The sequence below is a fragment of the Bacillus sp. BF2-3 genome, from assembly GCF_008368795.1.
GTDB classification, from domain to species: Bacteria; Bacillota; Bacilli; order Bacillales; family Bacillaceae_G; genus Bacillus_A; species Bacillus_A cereus.
In genome coordinates, this window is record NZ_QOSA01000044.1 from 1 (window position 1) to 24,631 (window position 24,631).

Consider the following 24,631-nt stretch of genomic DNA (forward strand, 5'->3'; position numbering starts at 1 on the left):
TTTTAGGGGTCACTTCAAAAATAAATGATCTCCTTGGCCTTTTTATTTTTTAATGTTAAACCTATCGTTCATACTTAATTAAAAACTTTAGGTATGTTACTCCTGTTTTTCTTAAGCTTAGAGTGCTATACAAACTCCCTTTCTTCCCCTTCATGTTTTAGGTTTTAATTATGATTTTTACATACAAAAATCATAATACATGTTTACGTCCTAATAAAAAGGGTATCTATTAAATTAACAAAGTAAAGGAGGGGCCTATATTGTGAATAAAAAAATGGAGCAATTGAAGCACCATGTTACGGATAATCAACGCAAACATGCTTTAACAACAAACCAAGGAGTAAAAATAGCCGAGGATGAATTTTCTTTAAAGATGGGCTTAAGAGGCCCAACCTTAATGGAGGATTTCCACTTTCGCGAGAAAATGACCCACTTTGATCATGAACGAATTCCTGAAAGGATTGTTCATGCACGCGGAGTTGGCGCTCATGGTTATTTTCAGCTTTATGAATCGTTAGAAGCATATACGAAAGCAGATTTTCTTACTAATCCTTCAAAGAAAACACCTGTATTTGTACGGTTCTCAACCGTTCAAGGTTCTAAAGGATCCAACGACACAGTAAGAGATGTACGCGGATTCGCCACAAAATTTTATACAGATGAAGGAAACTATGATTTAGTGGGTAATAATATGCCCGTATTCTTTATCCAAGATGCTATTAAATTTCCTGATTTTGTCCATGCAGTTAAACCAGAACCACATAATGATATTCCTCAAGGAGCTAGCGCTCATGATACCTTTTGGGACTTTGTTGCGCATAATCCTGAGTCCACTCATATGGTCATGTGGCAAATGAGCGACCGAGCTATTCCGCGTAGTTTACGAATGATGGAAGGTTTTGGAGTTCACACATTTCGACTCATTAACACAGCAGGAAAAGCCCATTTCGTAAAGTTTCACTGGAAACCTACCCTTGGGGTTCATTCATTAGTATGGGATGAAGCTCAAAGGATTGCTGGGAAAAATCCTGATTTTCATCGTCAAGATTTATACGAAGCAATTGAAAAAGGGGATTATCCTGAATGGGAGCTTGGATTACAGTTAATTCCAGAAGAAGATGAACATAAATTTGATTTTGATATTTTAGATCCAACGAAATTATGGCCAGAAGAAGAAGTTCCCGTAAAATTAGTTGGTAAAATGACATTGAACAAAAATGTTGATAACTTCTTTGCTGAAACAGAGCAGGTAGCTTTTCACCCTGGTCATGTCGTACCAGGTATTGATTTTTCAAATGACCCTCTTCTGCAAGGAAGATTATTCTCCTATACAGATACACAATTATCTCGTTTAGGGGGCCCTAATTTCCATCAAATCCCTATCAATCAACCCGTATGTCCTTTTCATAATAATCAACGTGATGGTATGCATCAAATGCAGATTCATCGCGGTCAAACAAGCTATCATCCTAACGGATTAAATAACAATCAACCTGCAACCGTCCAAGCCGAACAAGGAGGATATGAACATTATCAAGAAAAGATTGATGGGCATAAAATTAGAGGTCGTAGTAAAAGCTTTCTTAACTTTTATTCTCAGGCTAAACTTTTCTACAATAGTATGAGCCCTATTGAAAAGCAGCACATAAAAGAAGCTTTTTGCTTTGAAGTTGGGAAGTGTAAATCAGACATGGTGAAGGCAAATGTAATTGCTCTCCTAAACCACGTCGATCGTCAATTAGCACAAGAAGTCGCTAACATTGTTGGAGCTCCTTTACCTAAAGAAAATCACGAAGTAAATTCAGATGCAAAATCACCTGCACTAAGTATGTCCAATACTATTTTTAAATCTGATTCTAAAAATGTCGCAATTCTATTAAATGGTGACCCAAGCGTCTCCCTTCTGTCCGAATGGATTCAAGCTTTTGCACAGCACCGAATGAACTATAGCATCATAGATAATAAAATTTATCATTTCAATGATTCCATTAAAGTAACTGATACTTATACAACAACAGACTCTTCGCTTTTTGATGCAGTATTAGTGTTTAGTAGTGAGTCTGTCATTCACCCCCCTGTTTTAGAATTTACAGAAACTACTTTTAAACATTTTAAACCGATAGCTCATGTCCTTAGTAATCCTCATGCTTTGGACAATAGTAAGATTAAACTGGATGGAGCAGGAGTTTATAACCTAACAAACACTTCAATTGAATCATTTATAGAAGGTATTGCCCAAGGAAGATTCTGGAACCGATAATATAATATAATATAATATAATATAAGGAGCGGATTAGAATGAGTAAAAAAATTGCTATTTTAATAACGGATTATTTCGAGGACACAGAATACACAGAGCCAGTAGCAGCTTTTAATCAAAAGGAATATGAATTAACAACTATTGAAATGGAAAAAGGGAAAACAGTACACGGTAAGCAAGGAAAAAGTGAAGTCGTAATTGATAAAAGTATTGATGATGTTTCTCCAGAGAACTTTGATGCCCTCTTCATACCGGGTGGATTTTCTCCAGATATACTTCGTGCAGATGAACGTTTTGTTCGCTTTAGTAAAGCATTTATGGATGCGGAAAAACCTGTTTTCGCTATTTGTCACGGACCTCAGCTACTCATCACTGCACAAACACTTGAAGGACGTGATGTCACTGGATATAAATCTATTGAAGTCGATTTGAAAAATGCCGGCGGGAACTTTCATGACAAAGAGGTTGTCGTATGTCAAAATCAGCTAGTAACAAGTAGACAGCCAGAGGACATCCCAGCGTTTATTGAAGAATCGTTGCGTATATTAGGATAACTAACCTCCTTTTATTTACATGAAAATAGTTAATCAGTGGGGTTTTATTCATCCCCCACTGATTAATTAGCCCTCACCAACTGGTCGTTTACAGGCAATCCGACCACCACAAATAGCAAGATAAATAAAAAGAGGGGAATCCAAAAGTTCAGTTTTAATAATCTTTTGGATCCCCCCCTTTTCTCGCCCAAAAATTCCTTATCACTTTTCATAGGCAGTTCTCATATAGTGAAAATGACTATATAATTCCTATCCATAAGTTAAATAATGATTTCGCACATATATAAATACAAAAGATGGGAGCCTAACTATGAACAATAATCCACCTTCTCCGCCCCAAGACAACTCCGAAAACAATAGCCGTGATATTACACTGCAAACATTACGGGTCATTGGACTCATCGTTCTTATTAGTGGTTATATCCTCGTTGCTCTCTCAGAAGTAGGTGAGCTGAAAACCTTATTAACAAATCCGAATGCTAACCCTGATTTAGCTGAAGTTGATCCGTTCTAAAAATTATATAAAAAGCGAGTCCCAGTATAACTGGTTCGCTTTTATATAGTTTCATCCAATTTGAGAAACATTTCTCTCATCCTCATACTTCTCTTTCCCTATCGCCTTCATAAATAATAAAATACTGCTCATACCAACGATAAAGTACAGAGCACTCATGCCCCAAGATGCAATAAATGAACCTAGCATAACATCTAATGCCCCGTTCATTTTTGCAACTTGAAAGACCATCCCGTTAATCGCCATATAAGAACCCCTTGCCTCATTGTAAATTTAATTCCATCTCATTGTTTTTTTATTATAGAAAGTTGACAACATAAATATGCAAATCATTAATGATAATAAATATACAACTAGAACAATAGACAATTGTTTTATTTCAATGCTTTCAAAATAAAGACTCATAATTGGATATGACCAAGGGAATAGTATCCAATAGTTTGTATGAGAGATAAAAAAGCTACCCAATCCGCCTATAACCCCTACTAATAATGAAAGTAACGGGATTTTATAAAATATTATATTTATTAAAAAATGTAGATTCACAATAGTTAAAGAACTAATCACCATAAAAAGTATAGAAAAAATTAATCTTTGATAAACAGTCCCAAGATTATCAACCGTTAATACTATAGGTATACTAGTTATGACTAAAGCACATATTAAATAACTAAAAGTAATTATTAAGCAAAACAAAAACTTATTACTTAATATAGTTTTTAAAGTGATTCCATGATAAATAGCAGACATATATCCTTTTCTTCTAAATTCGTTTACAAAAGAAAACGACACTAATAGACCTATCGCAATAGGTAAAAACAACCTACAAAAAAGGCTCAGAATCGCTATATGCATGACAACGCCATCTTTTAATTGAGACGCTACAGTTAGAAAAACTTGAAAACTTATTGGTATCAACAAAAATACTAGTAACAGGATATACAATCCATTATGAAGACTTTTTTTATACTCACCTAATATACCCACTTATTTCACCCTTTATTATTCATATGTATAATATTTAAAATTCACAGTTAATAACATAATTCCTAAAATATATATTAAAGAACTTGCAAGATATATTAAAGAACTTGCAAGATATATTAAAATAGTTGTTTTTTTAATCATTATGTCACTTACTATATTCAATGCATAAAATATTGGAAATGTCTTTGTGAATATTGCAGGGAATAATCCATATGTTACGCTAAAGAAAATCCAAATAACTGACAAGGATGCCGCTAAGACTCCCTTTTTTATTATTAAATGTAAAAGCAATTGAGAATATGGTATTGCTAAAGATAAAACGGTACAAAGTATCAACATTTTTAAAAAATACAGTATGGATATTTCATAACCATTTATAAAAGCATAGATACCTATTACCAAAAAATTTAAAATATCAAAGATCAAATAGAACAGTATAAACAATATATTTTTAGCTATCAATAACTTAAATTTTGAAATGGGTTTTGTATAAATAATAGCCCAAGTACCATATTTATTTTCAGAAGAAATGATAAAATACCACATACAAGCAGAAAAAATGCTTAATGTTAGTGTATTAAAGTTTACTGTAATTGCTATAAGATTTGTAGATTGAAACATGTCAGGATTATTCTTGTTAAAAATAAAATAACTTATACACAAAAAGCTTGATAATAATGAAAAAAACAAAGAAAATAATAATAATTTTCTCCCACCAATTTTCCTCATCTCACTATTTACACTTTTAAAGATAAATTGCATTATTATAGTAACTCCTTTTGTTTAGTTAAAGATAAAAATACTTCCTCTAATGTTGGCTTTTTAGGACTAACTTCAAAAATATCTATATCATTTTTAATTAATATTCTTGTTAAACTAGGAACACTATCTTGATTTATTATTACTTTGAATACCCCTTCTTTTTCTATGCTATAAGGCATACCCTCTGTATTTAAAACCCTTTCTGTGGCAGCAGTATCATCAACATGAACAATATATTCTCCAGAAGTAATAATACTGTTTAACTTCCCTTCATAGAGTAAGCCACCCTTATGTAGTAATGCTATGTGATCTGCTATCATTTCAATTTCAGCTAAATTATGACTAGAAATAAATATAGTCTTCCCCTCATTTTTTACTAAATGAAGTAATAAACGTCTAATCTCGTGTACTCCCTCTGGGTCTAATCCATTTGTCGGCTCATCCAGAATTAATATTTTAGGATTATTAAGAATAGCAAAGGAAATACCTAGCCTTTGTTTCATTCCTAAAGAAAAATCTTTCACTTTTTTATCCTTTGCTTTATATATTCCTGTAGTTTTTAATACTCTATCTATTTCATCTAAAGGTTCATTAATCATTTTTTGTACATAGGCTAAATTTTCATATGCTGTTAAATTAGGATAATAGGTAGGTGAATCAATAAAACACCCCACATTTTCAAATAATTCTTCTTTCCATTCTTTGATATCTTTATCATTAAATAATATCGTTCCTTTATCTAATGGAATTAATCCTAATAACATTCGCATTGTTGTTGTTTTTCCTGCACCATTTGGTCCAATAAAAGCATATAAACTTCCTTCAGGAACAGATAAGTTTAAATCCCTTACAATGGATTGATTGTCAAAAGACTTTGTTAAATTTTTTGTTTGAATTGCTAATTTCATTTTGTTCCTCACTTTCTCATTCTTAAATAAAAGTAAGTATCTATCAAATTCTTGATCTATTAGATAGTATATTTACCCTTTACCCAATGTTTGCAATTTAGACTTAGAAAATATTCCTCTTTGTTCTAATTTTTTATCAATAAGTTCATAAACTCTATCTTCACGCTCTAAATTATTTTCGTCATAAGTGATACTAATTTTAGTGGACGGTATGACGAGCATATGTTCAATAACTTTTTTTGAAAATACTGTTATATATTCATTTTTTTACCACATTATCATCTAAAAATAATATATCATTAAATAAAATTTTAAAAAAGGTGTATTTACAGAAAATACAAAAACAACAAAATCATTCGACTTTTGAAATGAAGTATTAGTTATTATTTAACTATCTAAAATTCAAGTGCTACTTTTCAAAATAATACTAAAGTTAAAATTTAATTCTCGTAAAAAAATATCCCCACACAAATGTGCAGGGATGTAAACTATTATTGAATGACTTCTTCCAAATGATTCTTCACGTCTACTAAAAACTTCTCAATATCCGGATTCTTCACCACATCATAACAAGCAAAACTCTTTAACGGACTCATACCGAGAAACTTTTGCACGCGGTGTAAATGACTAAGCGCTGATTCTAAACTTTCTCCTTCAAAGAACTTCGTCTTATCTCCAAATGCTTTTTCAGGTGCATTCCAAGTTGTAGAGAACATATACTCTTTCTCTTTTAATAAACCACCTGTTCCATATTCATCTGCACCTTTAAAGAACAAACCATATTCATATACTTCATCCATATACGTTTTAAATAAGCCTGGAACACTAAACCAATAAATCGGTGTTTGATAAATAACAACATCGGCCCATAAAAATTTATCCTGTTCTTCTTTAATATTGTAACCATCTTGAATCGTTGTTGTTTTCACATAATGATTCTCGCCTAATAGAGTAACCATATAATCTACTAACGTTTTATTTAATCGTCCTTCCTTTGTACCGTATTTTTCATGACCATTTATAATAAATATATTTTTCATCGCTTTCCTCTCCCTTATATGATCTACTCTTCAGCTATTAAGCCGAGTTGCTGCTGTAGTGTAAGATTATCTTCTAAATGCCAATCCTCCGTTATCTTTCTGTCTTTCACATGTAAAATATCAATTGCAAAAAAATTAATTTTCTTACCATTATGCGTTCCTGTAAAAGAAAGACGGGCTGTTACTTTATCACCAACAACCAATAAGTCTTCAATCTCGCAATGTATATCAGGCACAACTTTACGAAAATTTTGCGCTGCAAACTTTAATCCTTCAATGCCTTGTGGTCGCCCTTTCGGCAATGTATTATCGAAGAAATCTTTAGTAACAGTCTGCGGAATAAGTTCCTCCTTACCTGTATCCCAAAATGCATAAAAACGCTGCGCCGCATGAACCATTTCTGTCGCTTCTTTTTTACTTAGTGAGGGATCAATTGTCATTGCTTTTGGCCTTGGCATTTCTTTTAATAACTGAACTTCACCTTTTTGTTCCGCGCCGCATGCTACAAGCACAATACAAATAACAAACAAACTAAGGAATCCAAATAACTTTTTTATCCCCATGGAAATCACCACCTCCTCATATAAATCCTTTATGTTTCGTATTACTATTGTATATGCACTAACTTCCTTTATGGAAGTAGTGATATTTTTTTCATATAGTTACCAAAAGTATAGTTTTGTGATACTATAAAGCAAATTCATCCAAAAAAATTTTATGGAGGCTTGTTCCATGAACAATATAGATCCAGTTGAATTAACGAAAGGTTTACCTGGCATACCTTGTCCTATCGCTAAAACGCTTGATGTAATTAGTACAAAATGGACATTTTTAATCATTCGTGATCTTCTTATCGAAGGAACATTACGCTTTAGTGATTTACAAAAATCAATGGATGGGATTAGTCCAAAAACATTATCGCTTCGACTAAAGGAATTAGAATCTCAAGGCATTATAACGAGAAAAGTATATCCAGAAGTTCCGCCTCGTGTAGAGTACACATTAACGGATAAAGGAAAGCAATTAGAGGGGATTTTTATTGAATTAAAACGGTTTGGATTAAGTTTATAAAACAAAAACCCCTTACCGTCGTAAGGGGTTTTATTACTTCGCAAAACTCTCAGCCAACTGTTTCTCTCTCCACATAAATGTAATGCCGAGACCAACTATTAAAACAACTCCTGAAAATGCATATGGATAATGAATATTCATATCAAATAATATTCCGCCCATCGCTGGTCCTGCGATATTTCCTAAACTCGTATAAGTCGAGTTCATTCCAGCAACGAATCCTTGCTCTTTTCCAGCTGCTTTTGATAAAAACGTCGTTAAAGCTGGACGAAGTAAATCAAATGCTAAGAAAATGAAGCAAGTAACGAGAAGTACAATCCAATAATTAAAGACTACAGTTGAGACGAATGCTAATACTGCACCTACAATTAAACATATTTGAATTAATACTTTCTCACCGAACATGTCTACCAATTTGCCAAACATAAATACTTGCACAACTACCCCAAAGATTGAACTGATTGTAATAATTGCTGCAATATCTTTCGGCGAGAAACCAAATTTATGATCTGAGAATAAGCTAAACACAGTTTCATACGCCGATAATCCGAATGCGAGTACAAATACGATAATAAATGCAATTGCATACATTGGATGTAATGATTTCTTTAAATCACCAATAAAACTTGATTCTTTCGTACTAGAAGAAATCTCTGCAAGTTCTTCTTTCGTTAACGGTTCTTTTAAAATAAAGATTGAAATCACACATGCTATAAAAGCAATTGCTGCTGCAACGAAAAACGGCACACGTATACCGTATTCTGCAATAAATCCGCCGATTCCAGGCCCTATAATGAATCCAGTACTAATAGCCGCAGATAAGTATCCCATCGCCTTTGGACGTTCCTGAATAGATGTAATATCCGCAACATATGCCGTAACACCAGGCATAATAAAAGCAGCACTAATTCCGCCTAATACCCTTGCCACATAAAGCATCCACACATCTTTTCCTAATCCAAAAAGAAGCTCTGAAACACCAAAAATAAATAATCCAATGATTATCATTTTCTTCCTACCGTAAAGATCAACCCATCGGCCTGTAATAGGTGAAGTAATGAGCTGTGCCATTGCAAACACTGCAACGAGATATCCCATCGTCTTCCCTGTTAAATGCATATCATTCATAAAGGACGGCATAACCGGAATGATTAATCCAATCCCTAAAAAAGCGATAAATATATTACTCAAAAGAATAACCAATACCATCTTTTGTTCTTTTATCGGTTTCTTCACTTTTTAACACCTCTTCCCATAAGTTCCTCTCAAAAAATAATACCCAAGAAGCTTTTTCTTTATCCTGCTCTTTGCGGGCTAGTAATGAGTGAGGATGCCTCCACTCATTAGAATTTCACTCTATCCTTCTACACATACATAAGTATTAGGTGAATGACTATCATTCAGTTTTCCTCAAAAATGAACCTACCTTTTCAGACAGGTTCATCTTACTACTTCTTTATATGTAGTGCATGTGTTAAAAAATCTAGTACTTCTGCCTTTTGCAAATCCACTTGCTCATCATCTTTATGATCATATAAATAAACTTGTTCCGCTGCTGATTCAACAAGAGCGATAAATAACTTCGCTGTTCGCTCTGCGTGAACCGAATCACGAATTTCACCGGCTTCTTTCGCCTCACTTAAAAATTCGCTTAACCACATATAAAGAGGCTCATACACAGCTTCCCACTCTTTTATATGTTCAGTAGATGCAAGACCTGCATACATTAAAGCTTGTATTTCACGGTATTCCTCTATAAAGTGAAACACCGCATCGATTACTTGTGCCACTTTATTTGAAAAAGGTACATCTTTTTGTACTTTTTCTTTCACTGCAAGTATCATCTTTTCAACCATCACTTCTGCTATTGCAGGCATAACAGATAGCTTAGAAGGAAAATATAAATAGAAAGTTCCTTGCGCAATGCCAGCTAATTTCACGATATCAGAAATCTTCGTTTTTTCGACGCCCTTTTCCTGAAACACTTCAATAGCTGCATAGACAATTTTCTCTTTTTTATTCATCATCTAAACCCTTTCACACGCATATTGAATGACTGTCACTCATTTTATAAGATAATCGATTGTACTGTCAATGATAGTGAACTCTAAGAGGAACTCATTTTTTTATAATAAAATCTCCTAATAAACAATTAGGAGATAAAAATGCAATATATCTTTAAGAAAGTGCCTTTAATCCTGTCACTCCACATACAATAAGAAACACACTAATGATACGCGCTTTACTTTTCGACTCACCAAACAAGAACATGTTTAACAAAACTGCACCTGCTGTTCCGATACCAATCCAAACCGCATATGCGACACTTACTTGTAAAAATAAGAAGGAAGTATACAAAAATGCGAAGGATGTAGCAAACCCACCGATATAAATCGCACCATTGGCTAATGTCTTATCTTTACTATACATTTTAAGTCCTATCACACCGACTATTTCACTAATTGCAGCACAAAATACGAAAAACCAACCCATTTTTAAGCAGCTCCTTCCACAGTTTCTTCTTTATTATCAGCTAGCTTTAAACCGATAACGCCAGCTACAACCATCACGATAAAAAATAACTTCCCTACACTGAAACTTCCGCCGAAAAGAAATACATCCATTAAGAAAGTACCTACCGTACCAGCTCCGGCGAAAACAGCATATACAGTCCCTGTTGCAAGATGTTCACACGCTTTAGAAAGGAAGTGAAAATCAACAGCGATAACTCCTAAAATAATAATCCAATGCCACCAAGTATTAGCCGTATTAAAACCAAACACCCAAAAAATTTCAAAGATACATGTTAATATGACATATAACCAAGCTCTATTTTTCATACCTCTCACCTCTTATGACTGACTATCAGTCATTTTGTTTTAAAAAAATATACTCTTTCATCAATACTATATAAAAACAACTATCATCCTCATTTACCATTGTATTTGTTCCACTTCTAAGCTAACTGCATCCTGGCACATAAAAATGACTGAATGTCATTCATATATATTGTACATGAACATTTTAAAAACTGTCAATGCCGAAAGTTTATTTAAAATTTCTTTCATCTGATTTGTATATTTCTCAATAATCTGTCAATACTGCTAGTAACATAATATTTTCTCCACTCCCCCTTGGAGAGATCCCTTGAATGGAGCAGTTAGCTTTTGCTAGCTGCTCTTTTTTATTTGTCCGCACACTTATGATGAAATACTCATAGATCAAATCCATTTTTCATCACATAACAACCATCTATTTATTTTCCAATAAGTTTTTGTATGCACGAATTTTATTCTCAAGCATCTTCTCTGTAACCTCTAAGTTTTCTCTTTGAATCTGAATAGATTTCCTATGATCTTCTAGGAGCTGTAAACGAGCTTCTGTTGTATGCTCCCCTTCTGTATATAATCTAGCGTATTCTCTTATTTTCGCTATTGGCATTTGCGTTTGTTTTAATTTCATTACAAACTGCAACCACTTTATATGTGACTCTTCGTAAAGTCGATTTCCATTTGTATCACGATTTGCAATTAATATATTTTCCTTTTCATAATAACGTAGTGTATGTGTGCTCACGCCTAATAATTTTGCTACCTCGCTAATTGTGTACATACTAAAACTCCCTTCACATGCTTACCCTCATATATTTTATAACCGTATCAAATTTATAAAAAACGTTTGACTTAGAGTATACTCTAACAAATACAATCTAACCATAAATGAATTTGAATTTAGGGGGATTTTATATGAAATACACGGTTATTACTGGCGCAAGTTCCGGAATTGGTTATGCAGCAGCTTTAGCATTTGCATCTCGCGGAAAAAATTTAGTACTTGTAGCTCGAAGACAAGAAGAATTAAACGGATTAAAATTGAAAATTAACGAAATGCACCCTGAGTTGGATGTTGTCATTCGAAAAACTGATTTATCTGTGACTGAAGATGTTTATAAACTTTATGAAAGCCTACAAGCTTTTCAAATTGAAACGTGGATTAACAACGCAGGTTTTGGTAATTTCGCCTCAATTGCTGAACAAAATTTAAATAAAATAGAGACGATGTTGCATGTCAATATAGAAGCACTAACAATACTCTCTTCTCTTTTCGTTCGAGATTATTCAATGATTGATGGAACACAGCTTATTAACATTTCATCGGGCGGCGGATACACAATTGTTGCTGATGCTGTTACGTATTGCGCTACGAAATTCTATGTAAGTGCATTTACAGAAGGGCTGTCTCACGAACTGAAAGAACAAGGCGCAAAACTGCAAGCAAAAGTTTTAGCTCCTGCTGCAACTGAAACAGAATTTGCGAAGCGTTCATTTGATATTGATGAATTCCAATATGATAATGTTGTACCAAAATTCCACACTGCAAAACAAATGGCACAATTTATGCTCGACCTTTATGATAATGATAAAGTTGTAGGAATTGTCGACGGTTTAACGTATAACTATGAACTTAAAGATCCACTTTATAATTTTGCCGTGAGACAAAAGAATTCAAATTCTTAATAACCTGTCCATTTCTTATGGAAATATATGTTCCCACTATATATGTAAATAATAGTGGGAACTTTTTCTCTATAAAATTTTCATCCAACATACCGCACCATCGCCACTTCATCACAATAATCCACCTTTGGACAATGTCTACAATCAATCCATACTTTCTCTGGCAACGCTTCTTTATTTATAAAATCAAATCCACACTTTTGAAAAAATACTGTTTCATATGTTAAGGAAATTACTCTTCTTACATTTATTTTCGTAGCTTCCTCCATTACATGATTTACAAGCATACGCCCTATCCCTTTCCCTGCATATGTATGCGAAACTACTAACGATCGTATTTCTGCAAGATCTTCTCCTAATACATGCAATCCAGCAACTCCAACAATTCTCTCATCTTCTTTCATAACATATAAACATTGCAAATATTGATAAAGAGACAAAAGAGAACGTGGTAAAACAACTCCCTCTTTTGCATAAACCTCAATAAGACTATAAATTTCTTTCACATCACTCGTCACTGCATTACAGATTTTCATATTACATCCCCTTGCCCCTCAATATTAATATTTATAACTTAAAATGAATTTTAATTCATAATTTTATATAATAATACATCTCTCTTTTCTCCTCGTCAATCAATTTATACAAACAAAAACCAAGCAATCTAATCGATGCTCGGTTCCTCATTTCGTATCGGCAATACCGTCGAATATTTAATTTCACGAAGTGCTAAACTTGTCTGTATCCTTGTAATACCAAGCTTATTCAACTTTCTAATAAACTGCTCTAGTTCTTTACGATCACGATTTGCAACCTTTAATAAATAATCGTACTCTCCTGTTAAACAGTGACATTCTAACACTTCCGGCATCGATTCTAATTCTTTCTCCAACACTTCCAACTTGTCAAATTGATGAATATTCGTACTCATAAAAATAAAACATAATAAATCAAACCCAAGCTTTTCTTGATTTAAAATCGCAACTTGCTTATCGATGAAACCTTCCCCATCCAATCTTTTTATTCTTGCATGCATCGCAGCCGGTGATAAATTAACGCGACGTGCCAGCTCTGCATTACTTACTTGTGACTCCTTCTGCAATATATCTAAAATTTGTACATCCAAATCATCCAACACTTTAATAACAGACGACTCCATTACAATTCCCCCTTTTTTCTTACCGATGATTATTCGAAAAAACACCTTATACCTTACAAAAAACTGAATATCATTCCGTAAATATCATTCGCAACTAAATATTTTATCGAGTTTTCACCATTATACAAAAGAATATATTACATAATAAAGAAAAATGCTAAAATTATTTACAATTCGTATTGATTACAAAAAAGGGGATTTTAGCATGCCTTATTTTTACGTCTTTTTACTATTACTAACGAGCTTATTATGGGGAGGAAATTTTGTCGTTGGAAAATCACTCGTCGATCATGCATCGCCGATGACATTGACAAATTTAAGATGGATGATTGCGATTGTTTGTTTATTACCGATGGTATGGTTTAAAGAAAAGAAAATCCTTCCACCACGTACCGCAATACTTCCTTTAATATTGATGGGAATTTCAGGGGTCGCTCTTTTTAACATCTTTCAATTTTTAGCATTAGAAAAAACATCCGCTACGAATGTAGGTCTTATCTCTACATTGAATGCAATTTCAATCGCATTATTTTCAGTATTATTTCTAAAAGAAAAAGTAAATACACTTCAAATCCTATCCATGATTCTTTCATTCTTCGGGGTTATCCTCGTCCTATTAAAAGGTGATTTCTCGCTTTTATTTTCACTACATTTTAATAGCGGCGATTTATGGATGATTGCAGCAGTTTGTATTTGGGGAATCTATTCTGTTTGTAGTAAATGGGCAACAAAAACAACTACACCACTTATGGCAACGTTGTACTCTGGTATTTTCGGCGTTATTTTATTACTACCGTTTAACATAGGTAGCTTCACTGTTTCAAATATAAATACTTCTTTCATCACATCACTTTTATATACTGGGCTTATTTCGACAGTTCTTTGTATGGTATTTTGGAATATTGGCGTACAAAAATTAGGCGCAACTACATCAGGTATTTTTCTAAACTTCAATCCAATTTTCACAGCCATTTTAGCATTCATATTCCTCGGAGAAGAATTAACGTGGATACAAATTTTAGGGACAATTGTCGTTGTAACAGGATGTTATTTATTTTCTCATTTTAAAACTGTTGCCGTTCAGCCTGTTAGACCTTTAATGCGAAAACATTCTTAATGAAAAAACATCGTCATCTGGGTTGGCGATGTTTTTATTTTCTCTTCATTTCTTTTATATACTGCTTTTCCTCTTCTGGCGATAAACGTTCCGTCGCCTTGCCAGTATCTCCACCTTGAAGGCTCCATAAAAAGTTATGCTCCTCAACAGTTTGAGAAAAATCTCCTTTTTCCCATCTATTTATAATAGAAAATAACTTCATTTTATATTGAAAACCTGTACTATTTTCAATATCTCTTTTTACATTAGAAATTTCCTTTTTTGTCATCTCTACAAATCCCCATTTTTCAGAGGATTTTACCTTTTGGTGCACCATTTTATGCATAGTAGAAATAATTTCACCTTCACTAATTTGCGGGGCTTCTTCTGCAGCTTTTTTCTCTTTTTCGTTTGCCGCTCGCTCGGTTTGAATATTTGTATTTTCTTTTTCCACATATGCAAGCAATTTCTTTCCGCCAACTATAGAAGAGATGATTACCATAATGGTAATACATATACCTACAATCCATTTAAAAAGCATTAGCTCTTCATCGCTTCCCTAACAATATGACTATCTACATACTGCTTAAACTTCACGATTTTTCCATTTTCAAGCTGCCATACATGAACAAATTCTGCTTCAAATGATTTTCCTGTTTCTTTATAAACTCCAGAATACATACCTTCAGCAACAATTACATCTTTTCCGTTTACTTCATGATATGTATTTACACTTGCTTTATAATCATCCCAGTCTGATCCTAAACGGCTAAATACATTTTCCATTATAGCTTCTACGCCTTTATATGTTCCGCCGTACGGGAAACCTTCTGCCTCTGTCCATTCCACTTTTTCAGAGAAGGCTTCTGCTAAATGCTTTGCATTCGAAGACGCTGATCCTTCATACGTGCTTTGAATAATTTCTAAATTTGATTTAGGCATATTACTTCCTCCCGTTTATTTATTTTTACACAAGATGTAACCTATACAGTTACATCTTGTGTAAAAAAATATTTAAATTGTTTTACTCTTAATCTATTTGTTGTAATCATTATAGTTACAATACTTCTTCAAGTCAACATTTATAAATAAAATTTACTTCGTTTTCATTACTTTCTCTTTTAAGAAACGATCTACATATCCTTCTGCTTTTACTACGAATAAATACGCACCCATTGATAATAATGCAAGATCTAATTCATATCCTGGATTCTTTCCATCTCCTAATAAACCTGCTGCTCCATTTACCTTTACGATAGCTCCAGCTAAAATAAGAGCGAATAACAATCCTACATATCGTACACCTAAACCGATAATTAATAATATACCACCAACTAATTCTACAGTTGCTACGCCGTATGCAAGGCCACCTGGTAAACCGATGCTTGTAAACCATCCTGCTACATTATCGATACCTGATTGAAACTTTGCTAAACCGTGTGCAAAGAACGTAACTCCTAACACGATACGAATAATTAAATTCCCAATATATTGATTCATTTTGAACTCTCCTTTTTGTTTTGTTATGGTGAACTTTTATTTACAAGTCAAAACAATACGGTATTTTATTTCATTCGTCAAATACTTTTTTAAAGAAAACAAAAAACATTATCCGTTTTACGGATAATGTTTTCCTACAAAATAGCGCTAATTCAAGCTTTTATTCTATCGCATAGAAAAAGTTGAAACATTTTTCCAGCGCCAATATAAGGCAGTAAAGAAACGTCCTCTTCCACAACTATTCCAACAACATTCACTTTCTCATCTACAGGTAAATCATGTGTAGCAACTTGCATCTCCCCTGCATATCTACCGTACAATTCATTATCAATTGTAATGCTGCCTTTCTTTCTTACAATTGTATGCATCGGCTGTAAAACCACTCTATTTCCTTCCCTTGATTCTACAGATCGAATAACATCACGAGCCGGATCTAGTCTATTTTTATGCACTTGCTCCACCACTTTTAATACTTCTTTATCAGTTATAAATGATTTGTAACGCAATGGAATAATCCCTCTACTCGCACTAGCTACTTCTTGCATACTTTCCAAACTTGCGCTTATATCTCCAATCAATACTTTATCAACACCACAATCTTGAACAAGTTCTAAGTACGCTTCAAGCGGGCGCATATTGCGATGTTTTTCTAACGTTGGTAACCCTTCATATAACGGACCACGTTTTTCCGCATCTCCTGGAATAAATGCCATCGTTTTTATTCCGCACTCCTGTAAATATTGATTTTGTTTTTGTAAGAAGGACTTTGCTAGTCCCGTCTCTGGACGTGGATAAAAATTATGCCACGCTTCTACATTCTCTACTCTTATATGTTCTGCAAGTAATTCTTTCCAAAATGGCTTTGTAATCGTACTCGCATTTAAAGCTACTTTCATCTTATGAGATACGCTTGCAATTTCTTTTGGCGCAATGCCGTAATCCATTCTTAAACCGGTAATGCCCCAGTCCAATAGTTCTTCCACATTTTCATATGTTAGCCCTAAATGATGTAACGATTTTGGAGAAACATCAACCATTAACTCCATTTCATGTGCAAGAGCTTGTTTCCCTAATATTTGAATTAACTCTTTATACGTATTTGGATCATCTTCTGGAATGTGCAGTGATGTAAAAATAGATGTAAACCCATTTTCCTTCGCTACTTTTAGCCACTCTTCTTGTTTCTCTACTCGTTCTTTTGAAAGATAAATGGAAACTCCGATCATATAAATCTCCCTTTCTATTAATAGAAAAAGAGAAAGGAATCCCTTTCTCTATATGTTTTCTGCCATTTCTTCTTTAAATCCGAAGAAATACGTAAAGATAAATCCGAAAGCATATGCAATTACTAAACCTAAGAAATAGAGTAAATATTTATTGTCAGCAATTAACGGAATTAAAGATAGCCCTGATACGCCAATTCCAAGAGAAGCTGTTTGCATAACTGCTTGGAATGCACCACCGACAGCCGCTCCTAAACAAGCAGTAATAAACGGTTTCCCAAGTGGTAATGTCACCCCGTATAATAACGGCTCACCAATTCCTAAAAAGCCAACTGGCAATCCACCTTTAATTACATTTCGAAGTCGTTTGTTTTTTGTTTTCACATAAATCGCAATTGCTGCGCCCACTTGGCCAGCACCAGCCATTGCGAGCACTGGTAATAACGGTGTTACGTGTGTTTGATTAATAAATTCCATATGAATTGGTGTTAAACCGTGATGCAATCCGACCATAACGAGAGGTAAAAATGTTCCCGCAAGTACTGCGCCAGCAAATGCTCCGCCAATATTTAAAATAGCATTAATTCCGCTCGTAATACCATCTGATAAGAAACCTGCTAATGGCTGAATGGCTAACATCGTTACGATACTTACAACTAATACAGTAATGAGTGGTGTCACGATAATATCAACTGCGTTTGGCACTGCTTTTCGAACTTGTCTTTCCACTACAACCATAAGCCATGCTGCAAAAATAACTGCAAACAATCCGCCCCGTCCGGGCACTAATGCTTCACCAAACAATTTTACGTTTGCCATCGCCGGGTTGAAAATTAAAATACCAGCAATTGCCCCAAGAACCGGTGTCCCGCCAAATTCTTTCGCTGTATTCCAGCCGACTAAAATTCCTAAGAATGTAAAGATACCGCCGCCAATGAGTAGTAACATTTGTAACCACGTTGCATTTGGATCAGCACCAGCATTTTTCGCAAAGTTAGCAACCCCGTTTATAATTCCTGACGCAACAAGCCCCGGAATTAATGGGATGAAAATACTTCCTATTTTTCGTAAAAAGTTTTTCACCGGTGTATTATTTTTCTTCTTAATCTCTGATTTCATCTCTTGCCCAATATCTTCAAGGTGATGATCTGCTACCTCACCAATTCGTAGTCCTGTCAAACCTTCCATTTCAGCTGCTACTTTATTTACTGTTCCTGGACCAACGACAACTTGAAGCGTCTCATCTTCTATAACACCCATAACGCCTTCAACTTTTTTCAAAAGGTCCATATTTACTTTACTTTCATCATGAAGCGTTAAACGTAGTCTCGTCATACAATGAGCAATACTACGAATATTTTTTATTCCACCAAGTTGCTCCGAAATTTCCTTGGCCATTCTCTCTTCTTTCTTCATAATAGAATCCCCCTCCCTATTACTTTATAGTGCTTTCTTCACAAACCCTTTTGCGTATTTTAGTTTCTCCAGTGCTTCCCCATACTCACACTGCAACAACACCATAACAATGGCAGCTTTTACGTTACGTTCTGCCTTTTCATAATACTCTGCCGCTACTTCATAACTAGCACCTGTTGCTTCCACAATAATTCGTTTTGACCGTTCTACTAACTTTTCATTTGTGGATTGAACATCTACCATTAAGTTTTTATATACTTTTCCTACACCAATCATCGAAGCTGTTGAAATCATATTCAGCACTAATTTTTGTGCTGTACCAGCTTTTAAACGCGTTGATCCTGTTAATATTTCTGCACCTGTTTCTACTTCCACATTTAAATTTGCATATTTACTTATTTCAGCATTTTTATTACAAGAAATACTCGCTGTACTCGCTCCTACGCTCTGTGCGTATTTCAAGCCGCCAATTACGTAAGGAGTTCTGCCACTGGCAGCAATTCCAATCACTGTATCTTTCTCATTTAATCCAATACTTTTTAAATCTTCTTCTGCTAACTCTTCGCGATCTTCGGCACCTTCCACCGCCTTAGTAAACGCTTTCAATCCACCTGCTATAAATCCTTGCACCATTTTATCATCCGTGCCAAATGTCGGCGGACACTCCACTGCATCTAGGATACCTAAACGACCACTCGTACCAGCACCAATGTAAATTAAGCGTCCCTCTTCTTCAAAAGATTTAATAACAGTCTGTACAACCTTTTCAATTTGTTCTATCTCTTTTTCAACTGCTAACGCAACAGTTCGATCTTCTTCATTCATACTTTGCAATACTTCTTTTATGCTCATTTCATCCAGATTCATTGTTTTCTCATTACGATGTTCTGTCGATAAATTTTCTAACATATTTCCACCCTCTTTGAAATTATATTTCACACTTTTATTATAACTTTAAGAAACTAAAAATCAATAACCCTTTCTTATTTTATGAAATAAAATTTCACAACATGACATATTTGTGTCAAAGATAATAAAAAAGATGAGTCTCCTCATCTTTTCTTCTACTTTAACTTCCGTAACCGCAACGCTTCTTCTCGCGTCTCCATAAATTGATCCAATACTTTATTACCAATTCGATTGAAAGTAATCACATATAAAGCATCGATCATATTCAATTGTGTCATTCTCGAAGCAATACTCGCAATACGATGATCTTGTTCTACATCTGGCATACAAAGGCGAATATCCGCTTCTTTATATAGGGGGGATGATTGATCTAATTTCGTAATTCCAATAACAGTTGCACCTTGTCTCTTTGCATACTGCGCCATTTCAAGCACATCTCTCGTTCGACCAGATGTTGAAATCGCAACAAATATATCGCCTTCTTTTAAATTCGTCACAAGCGGCAACATCATATGAAAATCAGATAGCATCATCGCTGTAAATCCGAGCCGTGTAAATTTATACGCCCCATCCATCGCTGGCGTAGCTGATCCACCTACGCCGTAAAATATAATTTTGCCCGCATTGACGATACGATCCGCTGCTTTCTCAAGTTCCTTCTTATCTATCGCAGTAACACTCGCCTCAATTGCAGCTTTATTCACATAAGTAACTTTATTAAATAAATCATACGGTCCATCTTCTGTATTCATCACTGAAAAATCGTTAATATTATAATCAGCAATCGTTAATTCACGAACGAGTGCTATCTTAAATGCTTTAAAACTTCCGATTCCAATCGATTTACAAAAGCGAACGACACTCGCTTCACTTGCGCCTGCATTCGTTGACACTTCTTTCGTCGTTAAATTCGGTACAATCTCTGCATTCTCCATTATGTACATGGCAACCTTCTTCTCAGCTGGTGAAAATTGATCCATATTACTTTCAATTTTAAATAGTAATGTTGAAGCTTTCACTATTTAACCTCCACTTCTTACGGTTGCGTTCACTTATTTTCTCTTGCTTCAAGAAGGTAATAACCATCATCGCCAGGAGGATGAAACACATTTACAATGCGATTCCCTTTTTGATAAACAGTTCTTTCCCCCTCTGTCCACTTCTTTTCCCAACCGTTCATCCAAATCGCAACATCAGGTAAAAAAGCAGTATATTTCAGCTTCTGACCGTACTCACCATCTGCTTCTTCCGAAAAAATAGAAACCGGAAAATCTTTCACTTTTGATTCTTTCCATGCAGTAAATGGTATACATACTGCAATAAGTACGATTACACCGATAACCTTCTCCTTCGTAATCTTCACACTTCCCTCTCCTTGTCATATCACATACATAGATTTTACCATAATTACAAACCCTTCATGCTATATGATCATTGCTTTTGGGAATAAAAAAAGAGCTTACCTACATCAGATAAGCCCTTCCTGTCTATACAAAATATTTCTTCAAAAGTGGCGGTGTGATAATTGTCGTCAATATAACAACAATAACAATCGCTGTGAAATTTTCTTTCGCTAATAAATTCGCCGTAAGTCCATTTGCTGCGATGATAAGCGCTACTTCACCACGTGATACCATCCCCACACCAATACTGATAGAAGATTGGCGATTAAATCCTGTCAGTCTTGCGCCTAAGCCGGATCCGATTAACTTTGTGAAAATCGCAACGAGAGTCATAATAATAATGAACCAAAGCTGACTTCCAATGCCTTGAAATGTAATTTCCATTCCGATACTTACGAAGAATACTGGAACAAATATTGCATAAGCAATCGGTTCAATTTTATGTTCCACTTCATGCTTATACTCTGTTTGAGAAATAGCAATTCCTGCTGCGAATGCTCCAATAATGCCTGCAATTCCCATCATTTCACTGTAATAAGAAAAAGAGAAGCAAATAATAAGAGCTGCACTAATTAACGCTTCTGTTACACGAAGCGGGACAAGCATTTTCATAATCCAAGGAACGACTTTCCAAGCAATAAAAACAATACTTACAAAGAAAATAATTTTCTTTACAATGACCAGTGTTATATTCACATCTTGCGTTCCTAAAAAACTCATTACAAATGCTAATAAAATAACGACAATGACATCATCAAATACGGCAGCACCTAAAATGGTTGTACTTTCTCTCGTATTCATTTTTCCTAGATCACGTAGCGTCTGCACCGTAATACTAACCGATGTTGCGCAAAGTAATAACCCTAAAAAAATGGCATGGGATTGTATTAATCCAAACAGCAATCCTGTTACATAACCACCAATGAAAGGAAAAATAATTCCACCGGCCGCTACTGCAAACGACGATTTCAAATTCCGATTTAACTCTTCTAAATCTGTTTCAAGTCCCGCCATAAACATAAGTAACAAAACACCAATCTCACTCAATTCATCAATCAGTTCAGAACTATTAATAATACCAAGTACAGCCGGACCGATAATAATACCGACAATTAACTTACCAAGTACAGAAGGCTGACCAAGTCTTACACTAATGTCACCAGCTAATTTCGTACAAAGTAAAATGACGACAAGTTCAAAATAAAATAACATAGCATCTGCTCCTACTTTAACTTTAATCAGTGGGTCGTTAACCCCCGTCCATTTCTGCAAGTAGTTTCCCCTATTGATCCGCATTTTATTTGTCATATTTTTATTTGACAAAATATTCTGAATTATATTAAGATTAATCCAGCAATTTTAAAAAACTACATACCATAACTGCACCTCCACTTCCTTACTTACTCTTTTTTAATGGACTCATACTATAGTCGCAGTTATGGAAATGAAAAAACGGGGGGAGAGTCCAAAGTGAAGTCATTATTACGAAAAAAAGCGCTTAGTACTGAATCACCAAAGCAGCTAGCTAGAACATTAACTGCACTCGATTTAACATTTTTAGGAATCGGCGCCGTAATTGGGACAGGGATCTTTGTATTAACAGGTATTGTTGCAGCAAAACATTCTGGTCCTGGTATTATGCTATCATTCCTTATTGCTGCATTTACTTGTGCTTGTGTAGCCTTTTGTTACGCTGAATTTGCTTCTTCTATTCCTGTCTCAGGAAGTGTGTATACTTACGCATACATGACAGTCGGAGAAGTCGTCGCCTTCATCGTCGGATGGTGTTTAATGCTCGAATATTTACTTGCCGTTGCAGCAGTAGCTGTCGGTTGGTCTGGTTATTTGCAATCATTACTACAAGGGTTCAATATACACCTGCCCGCCATAATCGCCTCGGCCCCCGGCGTAGGAAAAGGTGGTCTCATCGATTTACCTGCTGTCTGTATTTTACTTCTTATTACGGGCCTTTTAAGTTTTGGTATACGCGAAAGCGCACGCATTAATAATATTATGGTTCTTATTAAGTTAGCCGTTATTATCGCTTTTATCGTAGCAGGTGCAAAATATGTAAAACCTGAAAACTGGACACCGTTCATCCCATTCGGATACGACGGTATTATTACTGGGGCTGCCACTGTGTTCTTCGCCTTCTTAGGATTTGATGCAATCGCAACAGCTGCAGAAGAAACGAAAAAACCGCAGCGTGACTTACCAATTGGTATTATCGGTTCTCTTCTTATTTGTACTGTTTTATATATGATCGTATCTTTCGTTTTAACAGGTATGGTTCCTTATACGCAATTAGACGTTTCTGATCCAGTTGCATTTGCATTGCATTTCGTTGGTGAGGATACAATTGCAGGACTACTCGCTGTTGGAGCGATGACTGGAATGACAACCGTTCTCTTAGTCGTTATGTATGGACAAGTTCGCGTTTCGTATGCGATGAGCCGTGACGGTTTACTTCCAAAAGCGTTAGCACGTGTAAATAAAAAAGTAAAAATCCCTTTATTAAATACGTGGATTACTGGCGTTGTTGCTGCTTTATTAGCAGGCCTTTTAGACTTACATTTGCTAGCGAATTTAGTAAACATCGGTACGTTAACAGCCTTTACATTCGTTTGCTGCGCAGTACTTATTTTACGAAAAACACACCCTGATTTAAAACGTGGATTCCGTACACCTTTCGTACCTGTATTACCAGTTGTCGCGATTCTTTGCTGCTTATATTTAATGATCAATTTGTCTAAAACAACATGGATTAGCTTTGCAGTTTGGCTTATAGTCGGCTTATGCTTCTATTTCTTCTACTCTAGGAAACATAGTCATTTAGCTATTGAAAAAACAAATGATGAAAAGAAAAAAGCATAACAAAATAGCTCGCCGTTTTAGCGGCGAGCTATTTTTCTGTACTATTATATTTTTTCGTTAACGACTGTAAAATGAAAAATATGCCGATGCAAGCTGTAAACCATGCCCAATTTCCTATTGGCGTTGCGTATTTCACAATTCCAATACCTACAAGCAATAGGAAAATAATCACCTGATATATGAGCTTCCACTTTTGCATATATTCCCTCCTTTACTTCGTTCCCTTCTTTTTATTCTTCCAGGCATTTAAACTATCAAAGAAGAAATTAATAAATAACGTGCCTAAACCCGCTAATAAAAACGTCATTAAAAATAAAACCCATATACTTTTTTCTTTTAAGAAATAATATCCTACAAGGAGCACAACCGCGATCCATACATATTCAAGAATTCTTTTTAGCTTTTTCTGTTCCAAATTATTCGCTCCTTCATTCTATA

Annotated in this window: 30 protein-coding genes and 1 pseudogene; 7 read left to right on the forward strand and 24 right to left on the reverse strand. The window is 34.8% G+C overall.

Annotated elements, in window-relative coordinates; all coding sequences use genetic code 11:
- Positions 1–262: 262 nt before the first annotated feature.
- From DN401_RS25125 to DN401_RS25135, 3 genes are all read left to right on the forward strand, one after another.
- A complete protein-coding gene (locus DN401_RS25125) occupies positions 263–2,260 on the forward strand; it encodes a catalase (protein WP_001035774.1) in 1,998 nt (665 codons plus the stop codon).
- 38 nt (positions 2,261–2,298) lie between these two features.
- Complete coding sequence (locus tag DN401_RS25130; protein WP_000037531.1) at positions 2,299–2,814, forward strand: type 1 glutamine amidotransferase domain-containing protein; 516 nt, start codon at positions 2,299–2,301, stop codon at positions 2,812–2,814.
- A gap of 310 nt (positions 2,815–3,124) precedes the next feature.
- Positions 3,125–3,328: a hypothetical protein gene (locus tag DN401_RS25135; protein ID WP_001063856.1), complete on the forward strand. Its 204-nt coding sequence runs from the start codon at positions 3,125–3,127 to the stop codon at positions 3,326–3,328.
- A 51-nt stretch (positions 3,329–3,379) separates the two neighbouring features.
- Here DN401_RS25135 and DN401_RS25140 read toward each other — a convergent pair.
- From DN401_RS25140 to DN401_RS25165, 6 genes and pseudogenes are all read right to left on the reverse strand, one after another.
- Positions 3,380–3,595: pseudogene (locus tag DN401_RS25140) on the reverse strand (MDR family MFS transporter); the annotation flags it as partial.
- Between the two features lie 6 nt (positions 3,596–3,601).
- Positions 3,602–4,315 carry an ABC-2 family transporter permease gene (locus DN401_RS25145; RefSeq protein WP_000511803.1) on the reverse strand — a complete coding sequence of 238 codons (714 nt, stop codon included), beginning with the start codon at positions 4,313–4,315 and terminating at the stop codon, positions 3,602–3,604.
- Positions 4,316–4,330: 15 nt separating this feature from the next.
- Complete coding sequence (locus DN401_RS25150) at positions 4,331–5,077, reverse strand: ABC transporter permease (RefSeq protein WP_149288021.1); 747 nt, start codon at positions 5,075–5,077, stop codon at positions 4,331–4,333.
- 2 nt (positions 5,078–5,079) lie between these two features.
- Positions 5,080–5,985, reverse strand: coding sequence for an ABC transporter ATP-binding protein (locus tag DN401_RS25155; RefSeq protein ID WP_000761417.1), 906 nt, complete (start codon positions 5,983–5,985; stop codon positions 5,080–5,082).
- Positions 5,986–6,476: 491 nt separating this feature from the next.
- On the reverse strand, positions 6,477–7,025 hold the full coding sequence (locus DN401_RS25160) for an NAD(P)H-dependent oxidoreductase (protein ID WP_059304112.1): 549 nt from the start codon (positions 7,023–7,025) through the stop codon (positions 6,477–6,479).
- Positions 7,026–7,048: 23 nt separating this feature from the next.
- Positions 7,049–7,588, reverse strand: coding sequence for an ester cyclase (locus DN401_RS25165; RefSeq protein ID WP_000511552.1), 540 nt, complete (start codon positions 7,586–7,588; stop codon positions 7,049–7,051).
- A 169-nt stretch (positions 7,589–7,757) separates the two neighbouring features.
- Here DN401_RS25165 and DN401_RS25170 point away from each other — a divergent pair, with 169 nt between their 5' ends.
- Positions 7,758–8,096, forward strand: a complete 339-nt coding sequence (locus DN401_RS25170; protein ID WP_001059470.1) for a winged helix-turn-helix transcriptional regulator — start codon at positions 7,758–7,760, stop codon at positions 8,094–8,096.
- 33 nt (positions 8,097–8,129) lie between these two features.
- Here the strand turns inward: DN401_RS25170 and DN401_RS25175 are convergent, their stop codons facing one another.
- The 5 genes from DN401_RS25175 to DN401_RS25195 form a co-directional block, all read right to left on the reverse strand.
- Positions 8,130–9,332, reverse strand: coding sequence for an MFS transporter (locus DN401_RS25175; RefSeq protein ID WP_149288022.1), 1,203 nt, complete (start codon positions 9,330–9,332; stop codon positions 8,130–8,132).
- A gap of 212 nt (positions 9,333–9,544) precedes the next feature.
- On the reverse strand, positions 9,545–10,123 hold the full coding sequence (locus tag DN401_RS25180; protein WP_002025356.1) for a TetR/AcrR family transcriptional regulator: 579 nt from the start codon (positions 10,121–10,123) through the stop codon (positions 9,545–9,547).
- Positions 10,124–10,274: 151 nt separating this feature from the next.
- Positions 10,275–10,589: a DMT family transporter gene (locus DN401_RS25185; RefSeq protein ID WP_000539671.1), complete on the reverse strand. Its 315-nt coding sequence runs from the start codon at positions 10,587–10,589 to the stop codon at positions 10,275–10,277.
- Positions 10,590–10,591: 2 nt separating this feature from the next.
- Entirely contained in the window at positions 10,592–10,936 is a 345-nt protein-coding gene (locus DN401_RS25190; protein ID WP_000796022.1) for a DMT family transporter, read from the reverse strand.
- Positions 10,937–11,348: 412 nt separating this feature from the next.
- Positions 11,349–11,708: a MerR family transcriptional regulator gene (locus DN401_RS25195; protein WP_000288065.1), complete on the reverse strand. Its 360-nt coding sequence runs from the start codon at positions 11,706–11,708 to the stop codon at positions 11,349–11,351.
- Positions 11,709–11,842: 134 nt separating this feature from the next.
- Between DN401_RS25195 and DN401_RS25200 the strand changes: the two genes are divergently transcribed.
- A complete protein-coding gene (locus DN401_RS25200; RefSeq protein ID WP_071740644.1) occupies positions 11,843–12,613 on the forward strand; it encodes an SDR family NAD(P)-dependent oxidoreductase in 771 nt (256 codons plus the stop codon).
- An 80-nt stretch (positions 12,614–12,693) separates the two neighbouring features.
- Here the strand turns inward: DN401_RS25200 and DN401_RS25205 are convergent, their stop codons facing one another.
- Entirely contained in the window at positions 12,694–13,149 is a 456-nt protein-coding gene (locus tag DN401_RS25205; protein ID WP_000686663.1) for an N-acetyltransferase, read from the reverse strand.
- A 128-nt stretch (positions 13,150–13,277) separates the two neighbouring features.
- Complete coding sequence (locus DN401_RS25210) at positions 13,278–13,772, reverse strand: Lrp/AsnC family transcriptional regulator (protein WP_000446097.1); 495 nt, start codon at positions 13,770–13,772, stop codon at positions 13,278–13,280.
- A gap of 205 nt (positions 13,773–13,977) precedes the next feature.
- Between DN401_RS25210 and DN401_RS25215 the strand changes: the two genes are divergently transcribed.
- Complete coding sequence (locus DN401_RS25215; RefSeq protein ID WP_001146242.1) at positions 13,978–14,889, forward strand: DMT family transporter; 912 nt, start codon at positions 13,978–13,980, stop codon at positions 14,887–14,889.
- Between the two features lie 34 nt (positions 14,890–14,923).
- On the opposite strand, the gene DN401_RS25220 is transcribed toward DN401_RS25215, so the two are convergent.
- The 9 genes from DN401_RS25220 to DN401_RS25260 all read right to left on the reverse strand — a co-directional run bounded on the left by DN401_RS25220 (position 14,924) and on the right by DN401_RS25260 (position 22,627).
- Positions 14,924–15,409 (reverse strand): PRK06770 family protein, encoded by a 486-nt coding sequence (locus DN401_RS25220; protein WP_000897995.1) that lies wholly within the window; start codon positions 15,407–15,409, stop codon positions 14,924–14,926.
- Positions 15,409–15,810, reverse strand: a complete 402-nt coding sequence (locus tag DN401_RS25225) for a nuclear transport factor 2 family protein (protein WP_001126699.1) — start codon at positions 15,808–15,810, stop codon at positions 15,409–15,411. The genes DN401_RS25220 and DN401_RS25225 overlap by 1 nt, the downstream gene beginning before the upstream one ends.
- A 153-nt stretch (positions 15,811–15,963) precedes the next feature.
- Complete coding sequence (locus tag DN401_RS25230; protein ID WP_001077751.1) at positions 15,964–16,368, reverse strand: DoxX family protein; 405 nt, start codon at positions 16,366–16,368, stop codon at positions 15,964–15,966.
- Between the two features lie 152 nt (positions 16,369–16,520).
- Positions 16,521–17,594 carry a DUF871 domain-containing protein gene (locus DN401_RS25235; protein WP_000580626.1) on the reverse strand — a complete coding sequence of 358 codons (1,074 nt, stop codon included), beginning with the start codon at positions 17,592–17,594 and terminating at the stop codon, positions 16,521–16,523.
- Positions 17,595–17,642: 48 nt separating this feature from the next.
- The gene (locus DN401_RS25240; RefSeq protein WP_000711293.1) at positions 17,643–19,007 is read right to left on the reverse strand and encodes a PTS transporter subunit EIIC; all 1,365 of its coding nucleotides are present in this window, start codon (positions 19,005–19,007) and stop codon (positions 17,643–17,645) included.
- Between the two features lie 24 nt (positions 19,008–19,031).
- On the reverse strand, positions 19,032–19,916 hold the full coding sequence (gene murQ, locus DN401_RS25245) for an N-acetylmuramic acid 6-phosphate etherase (protein ID WP_000892350.1): 885 nt from the start codon (positions 19,914–19,916) through the stop codon (positions 19,032–19,034).
- 155 nt (positions 19,917–20,071) lie between these two features.
- Positions 20,072–20,935: a MurR/RpiR family transcriptional regulator gene (locus DN401_RS25250; protein ID WP_000648168.1), complete on the reverse strand. Its 864-nt coding sequence runs from the start codon at positions 20,933–20,935 to the stop codon at positions 20,072–20,074.
- Positions 20,936–20,964: 29 nt separating this feature from the next.
- Entirely contained in the window at positions 20,965–21,279 is a 315-nt protein-coding gene (locus tag DN401_RS25255; protein WP_000704958.1) for a hypothetical protein, read from the reverse strand.
- A gap of 124 nt (positions 21,280–21,403) precedes the next feature.
- The gene (locus DN401_RS25260) at positions 21,404–22,627 is read right to left on the reverse strand and encodes a cation:proton antiporter (protein ID WP_370512997.1); all 1,224 of its coding nucleotides are present in this window, start codon (positions 22,625–22,627) and stop codon (positions 21,404–21,406) included.
- A gap of 105 nt (positions 22,628–22,732) precedes the next feature.
- Here DN401_RS25260 and DN401_RS25265 point away from each other — a divergent pair, with 105 nt between their 5' ends.
- The gene (locus DN401_RS25265) at positions 22,733–24,193 is read left to right on the forward strand and encodes a branched-chain amino acid transporter BcaP (protein WP_002040681.1); all 1,461 of its coding nucleotides are present in this window, start codon (positions 22,733–22,735) and stop codon (positions 24,191–24,193) included.
- A 28-nt stretch (positions 24,194–24,221) separates the two neighbouring features.
- Here the strand turns inward: DN401_RS25265 and DN401_RS29960 are convergent, their stop codons facing one another.
- Complete coding sequence (locus tag DN401_RS29960; protein ID WP_001174838.1) at positions 24,222–24,392, reverse strand: hypothetical protein; 171 nt, start codon at positions 24,390–24,392, stop codon at positions 24,222–24,224.
- A gap of 12 nt (positions 24,393–24,404) precedes the next feature.
- A complete protein-coding gene (locus tag DN401_RS25270; RefSeq protein WP_000435797.1) occupies positions 24,405–24,608 on the reverse strand; it encodes a hypothetical protein in 204 nt (67 codons plus the stop codon).
- Positions 24,609–24,631: the final 23 nt, after the last annotated feature.